Here is a 20919-nt window from a genome sequence, read left to right on the forward strand (position 1 = left end):
TTACACAGTCAGTTACCTGGTCTATCCTCTCATGGGTAGATCAGGGAAACTGTACCCCTGAAAACCTATCAAAGATCTAAAACCATGCGAAAATTTATTTTCGGACTTATATTGTTAGTTGGCATTTCTTCTGCAGCACAGGATTCTGTGCGTGTTCTTACACTTCAAGAATGTATTGATATGGCTAGCAGTAGAAACTTGACGATTAAGCAAAATCAAAATAATTTGATTGGGGCGCATTCCAATAAGCGTCAGGCTTATTACAACTTTCTTCCGAACTTAAACGCCTCTGGTGGCTATAGTTATTTTGATGGAAATAACATTGACTTTTCAGGTCAAGTAGTTTCGAATACAAGTCGATCTTCACGTCCATCTATTTCTTCTAATTTGGTATTATTTAGTGCATTTGCGAATCATCATCTACTTAACAGAAGAAAACATGAATATGAATCATCCAGATATCAGCTGGAGGATAGCAAAATAGCTATTAAAGCAACAGTAATTAGAAACTATCTCAGTGTATTAGTAGATACAGAGAACGTAAGAATATCCGATCAGCGTCTCAAATTTTTGGAAGACCAATTGGATAGAGAGAAAAAGCGTGTCTCGGTAGGCGTAGGTAACTATGAAACGGTTTACAATTTCCAATCCCAAGTGGCAAATGAGAAATTGAACAATGTGAACATAAGAAATCTGTACCAATCTGATTTACTCGCACTACTTCAGTCCATTCAGTTAGAAAATTATTCAGGTGTCCGTATTGCTCCCCTGGATTTAGAAAGCCTTGAAATTTTGGTTGAATACGATCCGTACAATCAGGTCCTAGATGAAATTATTCAATATTCATTTCTACTAAAAAGTGCTGAAGAAAGCGAAGAGGCTGCAATGGCACAATTAAAGCAAACAAGAAGTAATCGCTATCCTTCATTGGTTGCGGGAGCTGCTCATTCCAGAAATTACACTTCAATTCTTGATGTTGAGTACCTAGAGCAGTTTCAAAACACACCCAGTAATAGCATTGGAGTCACGTTAAATGTTCCAATCTTTAATAGATATCAAATCCAAAACAACATTGACAATTCTAAAGTGACAATGTTGAATGCACAGCTTCAAAATGAACAAGCCGTGTTAAACGTTACCAATGCCGCCCAACGAGACTACTTAGATCTGGTTTCAGCCCAGACATCATATAAAACTGCTCAAGAAAATTATGAAGCATTGAATCAAACCTTCGAATTTATTAAGAAGAGATTTGAAACTGGAAATACCGACTTCTATTCATATCTGGAGAGTTTGAACAATAAGAATAGAGCTGAGGCTCAGCTAATCAATGCTAAGTATACCATTGTATTAAGAAAACAGATTTTAGATCTATATCGAGGCAACTGATATAAAGATCACCTTAAGGTCTTTCTAACCTATAAAAGGTCAGAGTCTTTTTGGCAATGGAGATAAATCCAGCTTTCGATTTCAGCATTTTTCCACTATCTGGTTTTTTTAATGTTGATATAATGATTCCTTTGAATGGATTTATTTCATGGATTTCCCAATTTGTATTGGCATAGAGAATCCCGTTGGCAATTTGAAAGTTGATGAGTTTCTCAAATTTTAGTACGTGAAGAATTCCACCAAACTGATCCAATATGTAGAGTTTATTTACATCGCCAATGACAAGAATATTCTGATATGCCTGCATGCGACTGATGGAATCACCTAGAGAGACTTGCACTTCTAAAACAGTAATTTTTCTCAAAGGATTGATTTTCTTTAAACGTTGAGGGTTGTTTTCAACAATCCAAAAATCACCATCTGGAGCTGGACACGCCAGCATACCAATCTCTAATTCAAAGTCTGATATACGATAGTCTTTGGGGACTGATGCGAATCGATCTAGGATAGTAATCTGTTGATTGTCAAAATAAAAAAGAAAGGGTTTTAGGTTGTTTTGAACATCAATAAGTGAAATTGATGAATTATTTGAAAGAGAGAAATTTTCGAGAACCTTTCCCCTTGGATCATATTTAGTAAGTCGACCATCTGAAAAACCTAAATATAGATTCCCCTGAAAGTCTGTAGAATAGGCGCTTGGTCCCTGTTTTAGCTCTGATGTACTGATTTTGTGCCAAACCTGACCATATCCAGCTATTGATAAGACCAATAGCAGATTAACCTTCAAAAACCTTAAGTGAAGCTTTCTCTCCATCAAATTCAAGATAAGTGAAATGATTTACCCATTCACCTAAGTTAAAGTACGTTGAGTTATCGGTCACAGGAAGTTCAAGTGGAAGGTGTCGATGACCAAAAATATAGTAATCGTAATGAGAGGATTTATTTAGGGTTTTACAATATTGCCAAAGCCGTTCTTGCTCTCCTTGAAATTTTTCATCATGTTCTCCACTAGCGAGTCTGCTGCTCTTACTCCAATATTGAGCCAGAGAGACACCTATATTGGGATGTATCCACTGAAACATCCATTTGCAAATACTGTTGGTGAATATTCGCTTTACTATCTTATATAATGTATCTCCAGGGCCTAAACCATCTCCATGACCAACATATAGCTTCTTTTGGTTTACCTCTAGAAGAATTGGCTGTGTAATGACTTTAATTCCAAGCTCAAGAGGAAAATAATCCTTCATCCAGAGATCATGATTTCCTGTAAATAGAAAAATAGAGATTCCTTTGTCGCTGAGTTCTGCCAACTTTCCTTGAAAACGTATAAAGCCTTTGGGGATAGTATTCTTGTATTCAAACCAAAAATCGAAAATGTCACCAACTAAAAAAATGGCTGAAGCATCCTTAGAAACATGCTCCAACCATTTGATTATTTTCTTTTCGCGCTCTTTACTTGATGTCTCATTTGGTATACCCAAGTGAAAATCACTGGCGAAATAGAGTTTTTTCAATGAAGATAGCTCATTGAAAGAGCTGATGAGCTCAGGCTGCGCCTTCATCGATTATTCACTTTTTTCAGCTGCAGTCGATTCCTCTTTTTCCACAGCTTCTTTTACATCATTTTTTACTTGGTCCAGATCTTCTTCCTTTTCTTTTTTCACTTGAGATTCTTCTTCATCGGAAGTTCCATTTGTGAAAGCGTCATAAGTTGTTTGAGTTTTAAACGGTCGCTTGCCGATCAGGCCTTCAAGATCAGATTGGAAAATGATCTCACGTTTGAGTAATTCTTTTGCAAGAATTTCAACTTCATTCTTTTTAGAAAGCAAGAGCTTTTTGGTTCTTTGATATGCCACATCGATAAGTGCTTTTACCTCTTTATCAATAAGTTCGGCAGTCGCATCAGAGTATGGTTTTGTGAAATTATAATCGGATTGTTTGGAATCATAGAATGAAACATTTCCAATTTTGTCATTCATGCCATAAACAGATACAATACTGTAAGCAAGCTTTGTGATTCGTTCAAGATCACTTAGAGCACCAGTAGAAATCTTCCCAAAGATGATATCCTCCGCAACTCGTCCTCCAAGAGCCATGCACATCTCATCCATCAGCTGTTCGGTTTGATACAAAAACTGTTCTTTTGGCAGATACTGAGCGTAACCTAATGCAGCAACACCACGTGGGACAATACTTACCTTAACCAATGGGTCGGCGTGTTCCAGGAACCAACCAGCAACTGCATGACCTGCTTCGTGATAAGCCACAATCTTTTTCTCTTCTGGAGAAATAATTTTATTCTTTTTCTCTAACCCACCAATCACACGATCAATTGCATCATGGAAGTCAGTCATATCTACTTTTGATTTGTCTTTTCTAGCGGCAATCAATGCTGCCTCATTACAAACATTGGCGATTTCGGCACCGGCAAAACCCGGTGTTTGTGCAGCTAGTTTCTTGGTATCGACATCTTTGGAAAGTTGAATAGGCTTAATATGAACCTTGAAAATAGCCTCTCGACCTACAATATCTGGTTTATCTATACTAATCTGACGATCAAAACGACCCGGTCTTAAAAGCGCAGAGTCCAGCACGTCAGGCCTGTTCGTTGCAGCCAGTATGATTACTCCGGCATCAGTAGAAAATCCATCCATCTCCACAAGCAGCGAATTCAATGTATTTTCACGTTCATCATTCGATCCTGGCATCTGTCCTCTTCCTCTTGATCGACCGATTGCGTCAATCTCATCAATAAATACAATACATGGTGCTTTTTCTTTAGCTTGTTTAAAAAGGTCTCTAACCCTTGCAGCTCCTACCCCAACAAACATTTCCACAAAGTCTGATCCGGACAGGGTGAAGAAGGGTACCCCAGCTTCACCTGCTACTGCTTTAGCTAATAATGTCTTACCCGTTCCAGGAGGGCCTACAAGTAGAGCTCCTTTTGGTATTTTACCTCCAAGCTTGGTGAATTTGCCTGGATTTTTGAGGAATTCCACAATTTCTCGAATCTCTTCTTTTGCTTCTTCAAGACCGGCGGCATCTGAAAAGGTAATTTTTACCTTGTTCTCAGCATCAAATAATGATGCCCTTGATTTACCAATATTGAAAATTTGTCCACCAGGACCTCCACCACCAGTCATTCTGCGCATTAAAAACCAGAAACCAAAAATGAGAAGAACTAAAAATCCCCAATTAAAGAAGATGCTTGTGTAATCGCCTCTTTCTTCAATTTTATAATCAAATCGCTGATCTTCTGGAACGTCTGCCATCAGCTCTTCAAAGTCTCTTACAAACTTCTCAATGCTAACAATTTCAACCTTATAATGAGGTCCGGTTCCACTATTAAGAATGCTGCGATTCTGCTCTAGCTCAATCTTATATTTTGTATTGCTTAACGCCTCAGGCTTTAAGGTAATCTCAATGAAATCCTGATTTTTGATTAGTGCTACTTTTTGAACATCATTTGATCTTACCATTTTTTCAAATGAACGATAGGTTGTTGTAACCGTACCGCTATCATTTGAAAATACTGTAAGTCCAATAACAAGTGCAAGCAGTCCTCCTATTAGCCATCCCTGAAATCCAGGTCTGGGTTTTGGTGCGTCTTTTCTTTTTTTATCGGGCATTCTTTTTTTCCTCCTGTAAAATTTTCTGTTAAGGTAAAACGAGGTGACTCGTTATTAGTTCTCTTCTATCCGGGTAATTTTCGCATCACCCCAAAGCTCCTCTAATCCGTAAAATGTTCTCTTCTCTTTATTAAAAACGTGAGCAACTACATCTACGTAATCAAGTAAAATCCATTCTTTATTTTGTCGTCCTTCTCTTTTCCATGGATTTTGCTTTGATCTTTTATGTATTTGCTCTTCTATTGAGTCAGATATTGCATCGATTTGTGTGTCTGAATTACCACTGCAAATGATAAAATAATCAGCTATTGCGTGTTTTACTTTTCGCAGATCCATGACTACAACATCCAATGCTTTTTTATCTAACATCCCTTCTACCACCCACTCACTTAGCTCTTTTGAGTTGATGTCTTTACTTACCTGCTGATTCACTAATAGTTTACAATTAAATTTGCCGCAAATTTACATTAATCTATTGCATAAAATCTTTGCCAAACCCTTATTCTTAGGGAAAAAAGTGGTTTTCCTGCCACAATGTCATTCAACCAACGATGAGTTGGTTCAGATGACACGTAAATCCAATGAACCTGAGGGAACATTAGTTTATACCGATGATCAGCAAATGGGCAAAGGTCAGCGGGGAAACGCATGGATCACGGAGCCGGGGAAAAATATTTTAATGTCTGTTTTACTTAGACCTAATTTTTTGTCACCTTCTAATCAATTCTACCTCAACCTTATTTCAGGTTTAGCTATTGTAGATACATTGAAAAGTCATGTAACCAGCGAAGTTCTACTTAAATGGCCGAATGATGTCTTCATAAATGGAAATAAAATTTCTGGAGTTTTGATTGAAAATAACCTAAGAGGGAACAGATTAGAATCAGCTGTAGTAGGAATCGGAATTAATGTAAATCAACAAGGATTCAGAATAAATACTGCTACATCGCTAGTAATGGAAACGAATATTGAGTTTGATAGAAACGAATTAATTGAAACTTTACTTTGCAGGCTAGAAAAGTGGTATTTACAACTTAAAAATGGATCAACAACTTACATCCTTGATGAATACCATAAGTTACTCATGTGGAGAGGTGAGGTAAAAATTTTCAAATCAAAGAATGAAGAGTTTGAAGGTGAAATAGTAGGGATTGATCAGCACGGTAAACTCGCAATTAATCAGGACGGAAACTTGAGAACATTCGGAATTAAGGAGGTAGAGTTTATGCGATAGGGCTGTTGAACTTTAATGATTAGGAATGGTTATATCTTTGCACTCCGAAAAAAGAAAATCAATACAAGAACTATATTAATAATGAGCGTTACTACTGAAAAATTTAAAGTAAAAGACATTGCCCTTGCTGATTGGGGTAGAAAAGAAATAGAGCTAGCGGAAGCAGAAATGCCAGGTCTAATGGCTCTGCGTGAAGAATATGGTAAAGAGAAGCCACTAGCAGGTGCACGAATTGCTGGATGTCTGCACATGACTATTCAAACTGCTGTTTTAATCGAAACTCTTGTTGAATTAGGAGCAGATGTTAGTTGGTCCTCATGTAATATCTTTTCTACACAAGATCACGCTGCAGCAGCTATCGCAAAAGCAGGAGTTCCTGTATATGCGTGGAAGGGGATGAATGATGAAGAGTTTGACTGGTGCATTGAGCAAACATTATTTGCATTCGAAGATGGAAAGCCATTGAACATGATTCTTGATGATGGCGGAGACCTTACTAATATGGTTCTGGACAAATACCCAGAATTGATTAAAGATATCAGAGGCCTTTCAGAAGAAACCACAACAGGTGTTCATAGGCTTTATGAAAGAATGAAGAATGGGACACTTCCAATGCCAGCTATCAATGTGAACGATTCTGTGACTAAATCCAAATTCGACAATAAATACGGATGTAAAGAGTCACTAGTAGATGCAATCAGAAGAGCTACCGATGTGATGCTAGCAGGTAAAGTTGCGGTAGTTGGAGGCTACGGAGATGTAGGAAAAGGATCGGCTGCATCCTTAAGAGGTGCAGGTGTTCGTGTAATTGTTACTGAAATTGATCCTATTTGTGCACTTCAGGCTGCTATGGATGGGTTCGAGGTTAAAAAAATGTCTGACTCGGTTTCTCGTGCGGACATTATTGTAACAGCAACTGGAAATAAAGACATCATTAAAGGAGAGCACTTTGAGAAAATGAAAGACAAAGCGATTGTTTGCAATATCGGTCACTTTGATAACGAGATTGATATGTCATGGCTGAAGAAAAATCATGGAGATTCTCATATTGAAATTAAGCCTCAAGTTGATTTATATAATGTGAATGGAAATGATATCATCGTTTTAGCTGAAGGCAGACTGGTAAATCTTGGTTGTGCTACAGGTCATCCATCATTTGTGATGTCAAACTCATTCACAAATCAAACACTTGCACAGCTTGAGCTTTGGAAGAATCATGAGAGCTACGATAATGCAGTCTATATGCTACCGAAGCATCTTGATGAAAAAGTAGCGGCTCTTCATCTGGCCAAAATAGGAGTGGAGCTAGATACACTTTCGGAAGATCAAGCTCAATACATTGGTGTAGAAGTTGCTGGTCCGTTTAAGCCAGAATATTACAGATACTGAGAAAATAAGATTCTTCTTTTGAAAGGATTCTTCAATAAGGAGAATCCTTTTTTTATTTCCTACTGCTAGTCTGCCTGAATGGCAGAGGTTGTCGCCTGGCAAGATTTTGGATGTTATCATGATCCAACCTCATTAAATGAAGATTGTCGGATGCTTAACAATCACATTGAAAAAGAGGTTGGTAACTTTAAATCTTTAAAAAGAATTCACTTATTTAGAACAAATCTAAATCAGTAGCGTATATTGATGTACATACACATAAATTGAAAGCAGCCATGGCCAATCAAATAGATACTCCAGTAAAAAGATCATATTCCGAAACAAAAAAAATACAGGTATTTGATGGGGAATTTATGCCTCATGTGGATTCAATGTACAATTTCGCATATCGTCTCACCTTCGACGAAGATGACGCAAAGGATTTGGTCCAAGATACTTATATGAAAGCATTTCGCTTTATAAATTCTTTCCAGGAAGGAACTAACGCAAAAGCTTGGTTATATCGAATTCTTAAAAATAGCTTCATTAACGATTATAGGAAGAAAAGCAAACAACCTGCAAAAGTTGATTATCAAGAGGTAGAGCAGTTTTACAATTCAGAAGATACGCCAAGCAATGCCACGGTGGATCTCCGAATGGAAACTACCAAGGACATGATTGGTGATGAAATTAGCAATGCGCTAAACTCATTAGCTGTGGATTTCAGAACGGTAGTAATTCTTTGCGACCTTGAAGGATTCACTTATGAAGAGATGGCGAAAATTCTTGATATTCCAATCGGAACCGTTCGTTCAAGACTTCATAGAGCAAGAAATTTACTAAGAGAGAAGCTTGGAACTTATGCCTTATCCATGGGATACAACTAATATGAACTTTTTTCAAAGTCTCACCATTCCATACTAATACAAAAGCAACATTCTAGAAATGTCAGATTGTCCCGATTGTGGTTGCAGTGATTTTGATAAGTGCCTGAGGATATTGAACCTCATGTTGGATAATGAAGCTACACATAAGCAAGAAGAGTTTTTTAATTCACATATAGAAAAGTGTATGGTTTGCTTTGCGCATTATAATGTTGAAAAGCAAATTCGACAGCTTATCAAAACCAAGTTGAATAATAAATCTGTACCAAGTGCTCTGGCAAATGAGATTCGAGGCAAGATTGTGAGATGATCATTTTAACTTCGCCGGATGGAAGGAAAAGCCATCATTTTTTCTGCCCCGTCAGGAGCTGGTAAAACAACGATAGTACATAGTCTATTGGATAGAATTCCTAGTTTACGTTTTTCTATTTCAGCAACAACTCGACCCAAACGCTCCACAGAGATTGATGGGAGGGATTATTATTTTCTTTCCTTAAATGATTTTAAATCAAAAATAGATTCCGAAGAATTATTGGAGTGGGAAGAGGTATATACAGATACTTACTATGGCACACTTAAAAGTGAAGTAGAGAGAATATGGGCTGATGGCAATCATGTAATTTTTGATGTGGATGTAAAAGGAGGGAAGCATCTTAAAGAAATATTAGAAGATCAAGCCATATCTATTTTTGTAAAAGTGAAAGGTAAGGAGATACTCAGAGAGCGATTACAAATGAGAAATACGGAAAGTGAAGAAGTGCTCAACATGAGAATCGATAAAGCATCAGAAGAAATGAAAGAGGAAGTTCATTTTGATCAGGTGGTACTAAATGAAAACCTGGATGAGGCGATAAATAAAGCAGAGTTCATTGTAAAATCATTTATCTTAAGCTAAGATGGAGGTTGGATTATTTTTTGGGTCATTCAATCCCATTCACACTGGGCACCTGATTATTGCTAGTCTTGTCAAAGAAACTACAGATGTTGAGGAAGTATGGTTCGTTGTGAGTCCTCAAAATCCCTTCAAGAAAAATAAGAGCTTGCTTCACGAATTTGATCGGTTGGATATGGTCAATGTGGCAATAGGCGATGATTATAAGTTCAGATCCAGCGATATTGAATTTAACATGCCTCGCCCAAGCTACACCATTGATACGCTTACTCTTCTGCAAGAGAAACATCTCGATAAAAGATTTCACTTAATTATTGGGCAGGATAATCTCGAGGCCTTTCCTAAATGGAAGAATCATGATAAAATATTAGAGCATTTCGGATTGATTGTTTACCCAAGACCTCATTCGAAATCAAGCAAACTATCAAAATCTGAACACGTAAAAATGATCGAAGCGCCTGAAGTAGATATTTCAGCTACTCTAATTCGAAAGCTCATCAAAGAGGGAAGATCAATCAAATATCTTGTACCAGAATCAGTAGAATCACTAATAAAAACTAAAGGATACTATCTTTAAGAGTCAAACGGTCATGATATCCTTCTCTTTGCTCTCTACAAGAGAATCAATTTTCGCAGTATAAGTATCTGTAAGCTTCTGTACCTCATCTTCTGCATTTTTCACAAGGTCTTCAGAAACACCTTCCAACTTTTTTAGTGAGTCGTTGGTGTCTTTTCTTGCATTCCTGATACTTATTTTGCCCTTTTCGGCTTCAGCTTTCACTTGCTTCATTAATTGAAGTCGCCTTTCTTCTGTAAGAGGAGGTATGTTGATTCGGATCTGTTCTCCATCGTTTTGAGGATTAAACCCAAGATTACTATTAATAATAGCTCGTTCAATCTCCTGAAGCATAGTTTTTTCCCATGGTTTCACACTAAGTGTACGTGCATCCGGAGTTGTGACGCCAGCTACTTGATTAAGAGGTGTTAGTGTTCCATAGTATTCCACTTCAACACCATCTAGCATAGAAGGCATTGCCTTTCCAGCACGAATTTTCGCGAATTCATCTAGCGTATGCTGAACAGCACTTGCCATCATCTCTTTCGCGGTATCAAGATAAATGTCTATTTCTTCCATATTTAAAAATTATAAATAATCAGTTAATGAGCGTACCAACTTCTTCTCCAGAGACAATTTTCTGAAGGTTCCCTTTCTTATTCATATCAAAAACGATAATTGGTAAATTATTTTCCTGACATAACGTAAAAGCTGTCATATCCATAATATTCAGATTCTTTTCATAAGCCTCCTGAAAAGATATTTTAGAAAAACGCTTGGCATCCGGGTTTTTCTCAGGATCTTCTGAATAGACACCATCAACTCGCGTACCCTTTAATACTACATCCGCTTCGATTTCAATAGCTCTCAAACTTGCGGTTGAGTCTGTGGTGAAATAGGGGTTTCCAATACCTGCACCAAATATGACAACCCTACCTTTCTCTAAATGCCTTATTGCTCTTCTACGTATAAATGGCTCACAAACCTGCTCCATTTTCAAACCAGACATCAAGCGAGTATACATCCCTTGCTTTTCGAACATACTTTGTAGCGCCATAGCATTAATAACAGTGGCCAGCATCCCCATATAATCACCTTGAACACGATCAATTCCGGAAGCCTCAGCCTCCACACCACGGAAAATATTTCCACCCCCGATTACCACAGCTACTTCAATGCCCTCACTGACTACTTTCTTAATATCTTCCGCATATTGAGTTAAACGGTTTGAATCTATTCCATGCTGCTGGTCACCCATTAAAGCTTCGCCGCTTAATTTCAGTAGTATTCGTTTATAGGTCATTATGTGGTTTTATCAAGTGAAATCGTGCAAATATATCTGTATTGTTTTGAAATTATTCGAATGAAATCAAGACTTGATTTTTCTCAACATTCTCTTTTTCAGAAATGTGAATTTTATTCACTTTCCCTTCACCTGGCGACTTAATAACATTTTCCATCTTCATAGCCTCAAGCACTAGCAGTTGATCCCCTAGGCTCACTTCATCCCCTTCTGATACTATTATATTCAATATAGACCCTGGCATTGGTGCCTTCACATCCTTCACGACAGTACTTGCCGCTACGTTCATTCCTAATTTATCCAAAACCTGATCAATATGATCGGTGACAGAAACATCTAATAGAACATCATTTACTTTTAGCTTGATATCTTTCCCCGCTCGCTCAACAACCTCAACTCGATAAATTGCATTCCCCTTAAAAATCTTATATAAACTTTCATTTATTTTTATAATCTCTCCATGAAATAACTGATCATTAAGGAGGAGTTCTTCTTTCTGCCTTGTCACACTAATTTTAGCACTGTTGCCGACCTTTACTTCTATCATTGAGATTTCATTTGAAATTAAGATGCCCAAAAATATGGATACTACTGTGTATTAAAAATTAAGGTTCAATTTTAAACCCTTCTAGACTTAATTATTTAACCAAAAATTAGAGTTGGACTAAAAAATCTAGCAATACCGATGAATTAGTTTTTAATATAAAAATGAAAGTTTGATTAGTTGAAAAAACCATATACTTTTGCAATCCTTTTTCTGGGAAGTATCTGGAAAAAGACGTTCTTGAAAGTAGTTTAAAACAGGGGGAGATACTCAAGCGGCCAACGAGGACAGACTGTAAATCTGTTGGTGTATTCCTTCGCAGGTTCGAATCCTGCTCTCCCCACTATCTCACGCAAGTGAGCTCAGTTTGTGGAGCAAGCTTTCTAAGCTGTTGTGACGGTTCACTGTTACAATTTCGAGCCGAGTCATTCGCGTGTAGTTATCGAAAAAGTTCGATGATTTTGATTTTTTGAAAATTATTTAGCATCCTTCAAAATTTGAGGGCAAATAAAATAAGCGGGTGTAGCTCAGTTGGTAGAGCGACAGCCTTCCAAGCTGTAGGTCGCGGGTTCGAGCCTCGTCACCCGCTCAAATCCCTGAATTTTCAGGGTCTTTGAGCTCTTTGGTTCAAGTTTCTGAACTCAGAGAGTTTTGAAAACTAGCCGATGTAGCTCAGGGGTAGAGCGTTTCCTTGGTAAGGAAGAGGTCAGGGGTTCAAATCCCCTCATTGGCTCTTGTTCAAGGAATGAGAAATTGAATTAGAAAATAGAGTAATAAACATAAATTAAACAAACGAGGATTATCAAGCATGGCTAAAGAAACCTTTGATCGTTCGAAACCACACGTAAATATTGGTACAATCGGACACGTTGACCATGGTAAAACAACTTTAACTGCTGCCATTTCAGCTGTACTAGCTGGAAAAGGATTGGCAGATATTAAAGACTTCTCTGCAATTGACAATGCGCCAGAAGAGAAGGAAAGAGGTATTACCATTAATACTTCACACATTGAGTATCAGACTGAAAAACGTCACTATGCTCACGTTGACTGCCCTGGTCACGCGGATTATGTAAAAAACATGGTAACTGGAGCGGCCCAGATGGACGGAGCTATTATCGTAGTAGCTGCCACTGACGGACCAATGCCTCAAACGAGAGAGCACATCCTTCTTTCAAGACAAGTAGGTGTACCTGCTCTAGTTGTATTCATGAACAAAGTGGATTTGGTTGATGATCCTGAACTACTTGAACTAGTAGAAATGGAAATTAGAGAGCTGCTTTCTGCTTATGATTTCCCAGGAGATGATATTCCTGTAATTCAAGGTTCTGCTCTTGGTGGACTTAACGGTGATGCTAATTGGGTAGGAAAAATTGAAGAGCTTATGGATGCAGTGGATGAGTACATCCCACTTCCAGAAAGAGCTATCGATAAAGATTTCTTGATGCCAGTTGAGGATGTATTCTCAATTACTGGTCGAGGTACCGTTGCTACAGGCAGAATCGAAAGAGGTGTAATCAACTCTGGAGAAGCCGTAGATATTATCGGTATGGGTGCTGAAGATCTTAAATCTACAATCACAGGAGTAGAAATGTTCCGTAAGATTCTAGATAGAGGTGAAGCTGGCGATAACGTTGGTCTTCTTTTGAGAGGTATTGAAAAAGATCAGATCAAAAGAGGTATGATTATCTGTAAGCCTGGCTCTGTAACTCCACACGCGAAGTTCAAAGCTGAGGTTTATGTTCTATCAAAAGAAGAAGGTGGACGACACACTCCATTTTTCAACAAATACAGGCCGCAGTTCTACTTAAGAACTACAGATGTAACAGGTGAAATTATGCTTCCTGAGAACATAGAAATGGTAATGCCAGGTGATAACGTTACAATCGAAGTGAACCTAATTAACCCGGTTGCACTAGAAAAAGGATTGCGATTTGCAATCAGAGAAGGTGGACGAACTGTAGGTTCTGGTCAGGTAACTGAAATTCTTGATTAATAAATAGTTATCCCGACATACGTAAGTAAGTCGGGATTTGTTTATACAAACTGATTACTCTAAATTTGCAGTCCTTTTGGGACTGCTTGTTTTTTACGGGTGTAGCTCAATTGGTAGAGTAGTGGTCTCCAAAACCATTGGTTGGGGGTTCGAGTCCCTCCTCCCGTGCTAAAATGAAGGAAAATTATGTCTAAAGTTATCACATTTTTCAAAGATTCGTACGACGAATTGACACACAAAGTGTCATGGCCGAAGTATGGTGATTTGCAAAATAGCGCCATCTTGGTGCTCGTAGCATCGTTGATTTTTGCGCTCATGATTGGAGCAATAGACTATGCCTTCGAGAATTTAATGGAATTTATTTATCAGGAACTATAATACGTACGGGTCAGGATGGAGCATAAGTGGTACGTTGTTAGAGCCGTAAGCGGAAAGGAAAAGAAAGTTAAGGAAGCTATTGAAAACGAGGTTGTCCGACAAGAACTTTCTGAGTATATACCTCAAGTACTTATTCCTTCGGAAAAAGTATATGAGATGCGAAACGGTAAGAAAAGAGTAAGAGAAAGAAATTTCTTTCCAGGATATGTGTTGATTCAAGCCGACTTCTCCAATGGTGAGGTTCAGCACCTGGTTACGAATAAAGAGCTAATTCCGAATGTGATCGGCTTTCTAGGATCCACCGGGAGTAGCACTACAAAAGATCCAATTCCTTTGAGGCAAGCTGAGGTAAATAGAATCCTTGGTAAAGTTGATGAGGTTGAGGAATACGAAGAGAAGCTTGACACCCCATTCATTGTGGGTGAAAGTGTGAAAGTGATGGACGGTCCCTTTAGTGGCTTCACGGGTACAGTAGAGGAGGTATTTGAGGATCGTAAGAAGCTTAATGTTACGGTTAAGATTTTTGGCAGAAATACACCTGTCGAATTGAATTATATACAGGTAGAAAAAGAAGATTAATAAGGTAAAAATGGCTAAAGAAATATCAGGCTATTTGAAATTACAGATTCGAGGAGGAGCGGCTAATCCCTCACCTCCAGTTGGGCCAGCACTTGGTGCTAAGGGTCTGAATATCATGGACTTCTGTAAACAATTTAACGCAAGAACGCAGGATAAGCCAGGACAACTGCTCCCAGTTCTTGTTACGATTTTTGCAGACAAGTCTTTTGACTTTGTAATTAAAACACCTCCAGCAGCTTCACTTATAATGGAAGCAGCTAGATTGAAAAAAGGATCTTCCGAGCCGAACCGTGTGAAAGTAGGTTCAGTTTCATGGGATCAGGTTAAAGCAATAGCAGAGACAAAGATGCCAGATTTGAACTCATTTAGTATTGAGTCTGCTATGAAAGTAGTAGCTGGTACTGCAAGAAGCATGGGTGTGAAAATTTCAGGTAAAGCCCCTTGGGCAAATTAATATTTGGTAATGGGAAAGCTTACAAAAAATCAAAAGAAAGCTCATGAACTGTTAGAGGTTGGAAAAGAGTATTCTTTGGAAGAAGCTTCAAAACTTGTGAAGGAAATAACCTTCACCAAGTTTGATTCTTCTGTAGATATTGACATTCGTTTGGGTGTCGATCCAAAGAAAGCTGACCAAATGGTTCGTGGTGTAGTATCTCTACCTCATGGAGTAGGTAAAGATGTGAGAGTATTGGTGCTATGCACACCTGATAAAGAGCAAGAGGCAAAAGATGCTGGTGCTGACCATGTTGGACTTGATGATTACGTTAAAAAGATTGAAGGAGGTTGGACGGACATTGACGTTATCATCACCATGCCAACTGTGATGGCACAAGTAGGTAAACTCGGACGAGTACTTGGACCAAGAGGTTTGATGCCTAATCCAAAGTCAGGAACTGTGACTATGGATATTGGACAGGCAGTAAAAGAAGTAAAAGCTGGAAAAATCGACTTTAAAGTTGATAAATTCGGAATCATCCACACCAGTGTGGGGAAAGTATCATTCGACTCTGATAAGATCAAAGACAATGCACTAGAAATGATTCAGACTGTATCAAAATTGAAGCCTGCCTCCGCTAAGGGGACATACTTCAAGTCGATTACACTCTCAAGCACTATGAGTAGTGGTATAGCAATTGATAAAAGTAGCATAACAAGCTTATAATAGTTATGACACGAGAAGACAAAGCACAACTAATAAGTGACCTTACAGCAAAGCTGAAGGAAACAGATCATTTCTATATAGCTGACACTTCTGGTCTCACAGTTGCTGAGATTAACAAGTTCAGAGAAATGTGCTTCAACAAAGGAGTAGAGTATAAGATCGTGAAAAACACGCTTATAAAGAAAGCCCTTGAGAATGTAGATGGAGATTTTTCGTCTTTGGACGATGTGTTGAAGGGTACGTCTGGTATTATGTTCGTAAACGAAGTTGCCAACGCTCCTGCGAAGATCATTAAAGAATTCAAAAAAGCGGATTCAAATGATAGACCGAAATTCAAGGCTGCTTCCATAGACTCGGATTTATTTATTGGTGAAGATCAACTTGGAGCGCTTGCTAGCTTGAAATCTAAGCAAGAACTTATCGGAGAGATCATCACATTATTGCAATCGCCTGCTAAGAATGTACTTACTCTACTTCAGAGTGGAGAGCACAAACTTGCTGGTATTGTCAAAACACTTTCAGAACGAGAGAATTAAAAAATTTTAAACAGAATTAACACTTAATAAAATGGCGGATTTAAAAGAATTTGCAGAGCAACTAGTTAACCTTTCAGTAAAAGAGGTAAACGAATTAGCTAACATCCTTAAAGATGAGTACGGAATTGAGCCAGCTGCAGCAGCAGGACCAGTAATGGTTGCTGGTGGTGGCGGAGCTGAAGGCGGAGCTGAAGAAGAAAAATCTTCTTTCGATGTGATCCTTAAAGCTCCAGGTGGTGCAAAACTAGCTATCGTTAAGTTGGTGAAAGAACTTACTGGACTAGGCCTTAAAGAAGCAAAAGAGCTTGTCGACGGTGCTCCTAAGCCAGTAAAAGAAGGAATAGCTAAGGACGAAGCTGAAGCATTAAAAACACAGCTTGAAGAAGCTGGTGCTGAAGTAGAATTAAAGTAATTAGCACATAATACTAAAAGGTTTAGGCCTGGCTCCCTCTCGGATTTTTCGAGATAAGGGATCAGGTCTTTTCCTGTTTGTATATAATGCTAATAGTCCTTTTCATTTTTATATAACTAAAACTCCGTAAGCTTTGGCTAACAACAATAACACGAGAATAAATTTCTCTTCAATCAAATCAGTTATTGATTATCCGGATTTTCTGGATGTACAATTAAAGTCATTCGTTGACTTTTTCCAGCTTGATACACCTGCCGAAAGGAAAGAAGGCGAAGGCCTTTATAAAGTGTTCATGGAAAACTTCCCAATCACGGATTCGCGAGAAAATTTCGTATTGGAATTTGTGGACTACACAGTGGATCCTCCAAAGTATAGCATTCAAGAATGCATAGAAAGAGGATTAACATATTCGGTTCCACTAAAAGCTAAACTTCGTCTGCTTTGTAATGACGAGGAAAATGAAGATTTTGAAACAATTGAGCAAGAAGTGTTCTTGGGAAACATCCCATACATGACTGAGAAAGGCTCTTTTGTAATCAACGGCGCTGAACGTGTGATTGTATCACAGCTTCACAGATCACCGGGTGTATTCTTTGCTCAAAGCAAGCATACGAACGGAACACTGCTTTATAGCGCAAGAATTATTCCTTTCAAGGGATCTTGGATCGAATTTGCAACTGACGTCAACAACGTGATGTATGCATATATCGATCGTAAAAAGAAATTCCCTATTACTACTTTGCTTAGATCTATCGGCTACGGATCGGATAAAGAAATCCTTGATCTCTTTGGCCTTTCAGAAGAAATCGAAGCAACTGAAAAGGATCTTAAAAAGGTTATCGATAGAAGATTAGCTGCAAGAGTACTGAGAACCTGGACTGAAGATTTCGTAGATGAAGATACCGGAGAAGTGGTTTCCATTGATAGAAATGAGGTAGTACTTGAACGAGACAGCATTATTACAGAAGACGATATTCAAACAATCATTGACTCAGGGTCAAAGTCGATCATTGTACACAGAAAAGATGTGAATATCGCTGAATATTCAATCGTTTATAACACGCTTCAGAAAGATAATTCAAACTCTGAAAAAGAAGCAGTTGAGCAGATATACCGTCAGTTGAGAAATACGGAGGCTCCTGATGAACAAACTGCACGTGATATTATCACTAGTTTATTCTTCTCAGATAAGAGATATGACCTTGGAGAAGTTGGACGATATAGAATCAACAAGAAATTAGGTATTGATACAGATTGGGATCGAAGAGTATTAACAACAGAGGACATTATCCTTATTGTAAAATATTTGATCGGACTAATCAACAGTAAAGCAGTGGTCGATGATATCGATCACTTAAGCAACAGAAGGGTAAGGACAGTAGGAGAGCAGCTTTACTCACAATTCGGAGTTGGTTTGGCAAGAATGGCAAGAACCATTCGAGAGCGAATGAATGTTCGAGACAATGAAGATTTTAAGCCAGTTGATCTTATCAACGCTAGAACCTTGTCGTCTGTCATCAACTCATTCTTTGGAACGAATCAGCTATCTCAGTTCATGGATCAAACGAATCCACTTGCTGAGGTAACTCATAAAAGAAGAATGTCGGCACTTGGGCCAGGTGGTCTTTCAAGAGAAAGAGCTGGTTTCGAGGTACGAGATGTTCACTACACTCACTACGGTAGACTTTGCACCATTGAAACTCCAGAGGGACCAAACATTGGTTTGATCTCCTCTCTATGCGTTCACGCAAAAGTGAACCAGATGGGCTTCATTGAAACTCCTTATAGAGAAGTAGGAAAAGGGACTGTAGATATGTCAGGTAATGTAAAATACTTGACAGCAGAAGAAGAAGATACCCACAACATTGCTCAGGCTAATGCGCCTTTGTCAGACAAGGGTAAATTCTTGAATGATAAGATTAAAGCAAGATTTGAAGGTGATTTCCCGCTTTGTAGCGAAGATGAAGTTAGCTACATGGACGTTGCTCCAAATCAGATCGTTTCTGTTGCAGCTTCTATGATTCCGTTCCTCGAGCACGATGATGCAAACAGAGCATTGATGGGGTCAAACATGCAGCGACAGGCTGTCCCTCTGATGAGGCCACAAGCTCCAATCGTGGGAACAGGCCTGGAAGAGAGAGTAGCTCTAGACTCACGCGCACTAGTTAGAGCTGAAAAAGACGGTATAATAGAGTACGTTGATGCTAATAAGATTACTGTCAAGTATGATTTAGATGAAGACGAGCAGGTTATTACTTTCAATGACTCTGTTGTAACATACGATCTTGTTAAGTTCAGAAGAACAAACCAGGATACTTGTATAAACTTGAAGCCAATCGTTCAGAAAGGAGATAAAGTAAAACAAGGACAAGCACTTTGCGATGGTTTCGCAACGGAGAAAGGAGAGCTTGCATTAGGTATTAACATGCAAGTTGCTTTCATGCCATGGCAAGGATACAATTTTGAGGATGCAATTGTGATTTCTGAACGTGTGGTTCGTGAAGATATTTTTACATCTATCCATATTGATGAGTTCGAGCTTGAGGTAAGAGATACCAAACGAGGAGAAGAAGAACTTACAAGTGAGATACCAAACGTTTCTGAAGAGGCTGTAAAAAACCTAGATGAAAATGGTATCATTAGAACTGGAGCGGAAATCAAAGAAGGCGATATCCTTATTGGTAAGATTACTCCTAAAGGAGAGTCAGATCCTACACCAGAAGAAAAACTACTTAGAGCAATCTTTGGTGATAAAGCAGGAGATGTAAAAGACGCTTCATTGAAAGCTTCACCATCATTGAAAGGTGTCGTAATTGACACTAAGCTTTTCTCAAGACCTAAGAAAGATAAAGATGTAAGGGCTAGAGCTAAGAAAGAAGTTGAGCTACTGAAGAACAGGTATGGCCAACAATTGACTGAAGCTCGAGCAATAATGCTTGATAAGATTGCAAAACTTATTGAGGGTAAAACATGCCAAGGTATCAAACACAAGTTTGGTGAAGAGGTAATGAGTAAAGGGGTGAAGTTTACTAAGAAGAACATCGAAGCGAACCTATTCCCTCCTAAAAATAAGTACAGAGATGAGAGTAATTACAATGTACCTGAAGAGGCAAACTTGATCTCTGATTTAATTATCGAGAACTGGGTGACCGATGATAAGATCAACGATGCAATATTCATGTTGATCAAAAATTACATGGGCTACCGAAATGATATCTCAGGACATTTCAAAAGAGAAAGATTTACACTGGAAGTAGGAGATGAGTTACCTGCTGGAATTGTTCAGCTGGCTAAAGTTTATGTTGCTAAAAAGCGTAAGCTTCAAGTTGGAGATAAGATGGCAGGACGTCACGGTAACAAAGGGGTTGTAGCGAAGATTGTGCGAGAGGAAGATATGCCTTTCATGGAAGATGGAACTCCGGTAGATATCGTATTGAACCCTCTGGGTGTACCTTCAAGGATGAACATTGGTCAAATTTATGAGACCGTACTTGGATGGGCCGGATTAAAGCTTGATAGAAAGTATGCTACCCCAATTTTCGATGGTGCTTCTGAAGAAGAAGTGCAGAACGAATTGAAAGAAGCAGGTCTACCAAACTTCGGTAGAACTTATCTATATGATGGACTTTCAGGTGAACGTTTTGATCAGCCGGTGACTGTAGGTGTTATTTACATGCTGAAACTAGGTCACTTAGTAGATGACAAGATGCATGCAAGAAGTATCGGACCATACTCACTTATTACTCAGCAACCGCTAGGTGGTAAGGCACAGTTTGGAGGTCAGCGTTTTGGTGAGATGGAAGTTTGGGCATTGGAAGCATTTGGTGCTGCCAACGTTCTTCAAGAAATCCTCACTATCAAATCTGATGATGTAATTGGTAGAGCAAAAGCTTATGAAGCGATCGTCAAAGGCGAGAATATGAATAAGCCAAATATTCCAGAATCATTCAATGTATTAATACATGAATTGAGAGGATTAGCTCTTGAAATTACTTTGGACTAATTAATTATTGACAATCATTCTTCCGAGAGATCGGGAGGCTTTATTGATATA

21 protein-coding genes and 4 tRNA genes are annotated in these 20919 nt (G+C 38.5%); 18 read left to right on the forward strand and 7 right to left on the reverse strand.

The features are described from left to right. Positions 1–84 precede the first annotated feature (84 nt). Positions 85–1389 carry a TolC family protein gene (locus tag ABJG98_RS15230; RefSeq protein ID WP_348280400.1) on the forward strand — a complete coding sequence of 435 codons (1305 nt, stop codon included), beginning with the start codon at positions 85–87 and terminating at the stop codon, positions 1387–1389. Between the two features lie 13 nt (positions 1390–1402). Here ABJG98_RS15230 and ABJG98_RS15235 read toward each other — a convergent pair whose 3' ends face one another. From ABJG98_RS15235 to rsfS, 4 genes are read right to left on the reverse strand one after another with little or no spacing between them, the layout of a single operon-like run. After that, positions 1403–2203 carry a hypothetical protein gene (locus ABJG98_RS15235; RefSeq protein WP_348280401.1) on the reverse strand — a complete coding sequence of 267 codons (801 nt, stop codon included), beginning with the start codon at positions 2201–2203 and terminating at the stop codon, positions 1403–1405. Continuing rightward, positions 2166–2954, reverse strand: coding sequence for a UDP-2,3-diacylglucosamine diphosphatase (locus ABJG98_RS15240; protein WP_348280402.1), 789 nt, complete (start codon positions 2952–2954; stop codon positions 2166–2168). The genes ABJG98_RS15235 and ABJG98_RS15240 overlap by 38 nt, the downstream gene beginning before the upstream one ends. 3 nt (positions 2955–2957) lie before the next feature. Continuing rightward, the gene (gene ftsH, locus ABJG98_RS15245) at positions 2958–5021 is read right to left on the reverse strand and encodes an ATP-dependent zinc metalloprotease FtsH (RefSeq protein WP_348280403.1); all 2064 of its coding nucleotides are present in this window, start codon (positions 5019–5021) and stop codon (positions 2958–2960) included. 54 nt (positions 5022–5075) lie between these two features. Next, on the reverse strand, positions 5076–5453 hold the full coding sequence (gene rsfS / locus ABJG98_RS15250; RefSeq protein WP_348280404.1) for a ribosome silencing factor: 378 nt from the start codon (positions 5451–5453) through the stop codon (positions 5076–5078). Positions 5454–5538: 85 nt separating this feature from the next. Here rsfS and ABJG98_RS15255 point away from each other — a divergent pair, with 85 nt between their 5' ends. From ABJG98_RS15255 to nadD, 5 genes are all read left to right on the forward strand, one after another. Continuing rightward, a complete protein-coding gene (locus ABJG98_RS15255; RefSeq protein WP_348280586.1) occupies positions 5539–6255 on the forward strand; it encodes a biotin--[acetyl-CoA-carboxylase] ligase in 717 nt (238 codons plus the stop codon). Between the two features lie 78 nt (positions 6256–6333). After that, complete coding sequence (ahcY, locus tag ABJG98_RS15260; protein ID WP_348280587.1) at positions 6334–7644, forward strand: adenosylhomocysteinase; 1311 nt, start codon at positions 6334–6336, stop codon at positions 7642–7644. A 275-nt stretch (positions 7645–7919) separates the two neighbouring features. Continuing rightward, a complete protein-coding gene (locus ABJG98_RS15265) occupies positions 7920–8510 on the forward strand; it encodes a sigma-70 family RNA polymerase sigma factor (RefSeq protein ID WP_348280405.1) in 591 nt (196 codons plus the stop codon). A gap of 325 nt (positions 8511–8835) precedes the next feature. Then, entirely contained in the window at positions 8836–9402 is a 567-nt protein-coding gene (gmk, locus tag ABJG98_RS15270; protein ID WP_348280406.1) for a guanylate kinase, read from the forward strand. Position 9403: 1 nt separating this feature from the next. After that, positions 9404–9976 carry a nicotinate (nicotinamide) nucleotide adenylyltransferase gene (gene nadD, locus ABJG98_RS15275; RefSeq protein WP_348280407.1) on the forward strand — a complete coding sequence of 191 codons (573 nt, stop codon included), beginning with the start codon at positions 9404–9406 and terminating at the stop codon, positions 9974–9976. 3 nt (positions 9977–9979) lie between these two features. Here the strand turns inward: nadD and frr are convergent, their stop codons facing one another. The 3 genes from frr to ABJG98_RS15290 are packed head-to-tail and all read right to left on the reverse strand — an operon-like array spanning position 9980 to position 11805. After that, complete coding sequence (gene frr / locus ABJG98_RS15280) at positions 9980–10534, reverse strand: ribosome recycling factor (RefSeq protein WP_348280408.1); 555 nt, start codon at positions 10532–10534, stop codon at positions 9980–9982. Positions 10535–10553: 19 nt separating this feature from the next. Then, positions 10554–11258 (reverse strand): UMP kinase, encoded by a 705-nt coding sequence (pyrH, locus tag ABJG98_RS15285; protein WP_348280409.1) that lies wholly within the window; start codon positions 11256–11258, stop codon positions 10554–10556. A gap of 52 nt (positions 11259–11310) precedes the next feature. Continuing rightward, positions 11311–11805, reverse strand: coding sequence for a biotin/lipoyl-containing protein (locus ABJG98_RS15290; protein ID WP_348280410.1), 495 nt, complete (start codon positions 11803–11805; stop codon positions 11311–11313). A 257-nt stretch (positions 11806–12062) separates the two neighbouring features. Here ABJG98_RS15290 and ABJG98_RS15295 point away from each other — a divergent pair. From ABJG98_RS15295 to rpoB, 12 genes are all read left to right on the forward strand, one after another. Beyond that, a tRNA-Tyr gene (locus tag ABJG98_RS15295) sits at positions 12063–12145 on the forward strand. Positions 12146–12318: 173 nt separating this feature from the next. Then, positions 12319–12391 (forward strand) — tRNA-Gly (locus ABJG98_RS15300). A gap of 72 nt (positions 12392–12463) precedes the next feature. After that, positions 12464–12535 (forward strand) — tRNA-Thr (locus ABJG98_RS15305). A gap of 75 nt (positions 12536–12610) precedes the next feature. Continuing rightward, positions 12611–13798, forward strand: coding sequence for an elongation factor Tu (gene tuf / locus ABJG98_RS15310; RefSeq protein WP_348280411.1), 1188 nt, complete (start codon positions 12611–12613; stop codon positions 13796–13798). A 95-nt stretch (positions 13799–13893) separates the two neighbouring features. Beyond that, positions 13894–13966, forward strand: a tRNA-Trp gene (locus tag ABJG98_RS15315). 18 nt (positions 13967–13984) lie between these two features. Next, a complete protein-coding gene (gene secE / locus ABJG98_RS15320; protein ID WP_348280412.1) occupies positions 13985–14176 on the forward strand; it encodes a preprotein translocase subunit SecE in 192 nt (63 codons plus the stop codon). A 15-nt stretch (positions 14177–14191) separates the two neighbouring features. Then, a complete protein-coding gene (gene nusG, locus ABJG98_RS15325) occupies positions 14192–14755 on the forward strand; it encodes a transcription termination/antitermination protein NusG (RefSeq protein WP_348280413.1) in 564 nt (187 codons plus the stop codon). Between the two features lie 10 nt (positions 14756–14765). Beyond that, positions 14766–15209, forward strand: coding sequence for a 50S ribosomal protein L11 (gene rplK / locus ABJG98_RS15330; RefSeq protein ID WP_348280414.1), 444 nt, complete (start codon positions 14766–14768; stop codon positions 15207–15209). A 9-nt stretch (positions 15210–15218) separates the two neighbouring features. Continuing rightward, entirely contained in the window at positions 15219–15917 is a 699-nt protein-coding gene (gene rplA, locus ABJG98_RS15335; RefSeq protein WP_348280415.1) for a 50S ribosomal protein L1, read from the forward strand. Positions 15918–15922: 5 nt separating this feature from the next. After that, complete coding sequence (gene rplJ, locus ABJG98_RS15340; protein WP_348280416.1) at positions 15923–16453, forward strand: 50S ribosomal protein L10; 531 nt, start codon at positions 15923–15925, stop codon at positions 16451–16453. A gap of 31 nt (positions 16454–16484) precedes the next feature. Then, entirely contained in the window at positions 16485–16865 is a 381-nt protein-coding gene (gene rplL, locus ABJG98_RS15345; RefSeq protein WP_348280417.1) for a 50S ribosomal protein L7/L12, read from the forward strand. A gap of 133 nt (positions 16866–16998) precedes the next feature. Next, a complete protein-coding gene (gene rpoB, locus ABJG98_RS15350; protein ID WP_348280418.1) occupies positions 16999–20868 on the forward strand; it encodes a DNA-directed RNA polymerase subunit beta in 3870 nt (1289 codons plus the stop codon). Positions 20869–20919: the final 51 nt, after the last annotated feature.

Origin of the sequence: Ekhidna sp., from assembly GCF_039960695.1 — a bacterium.
Lineage (GTDB): Bacteria > Bacteroidota > Bacteroidia > Cytophagales > Cyclobacteriaceae > Ekhidna.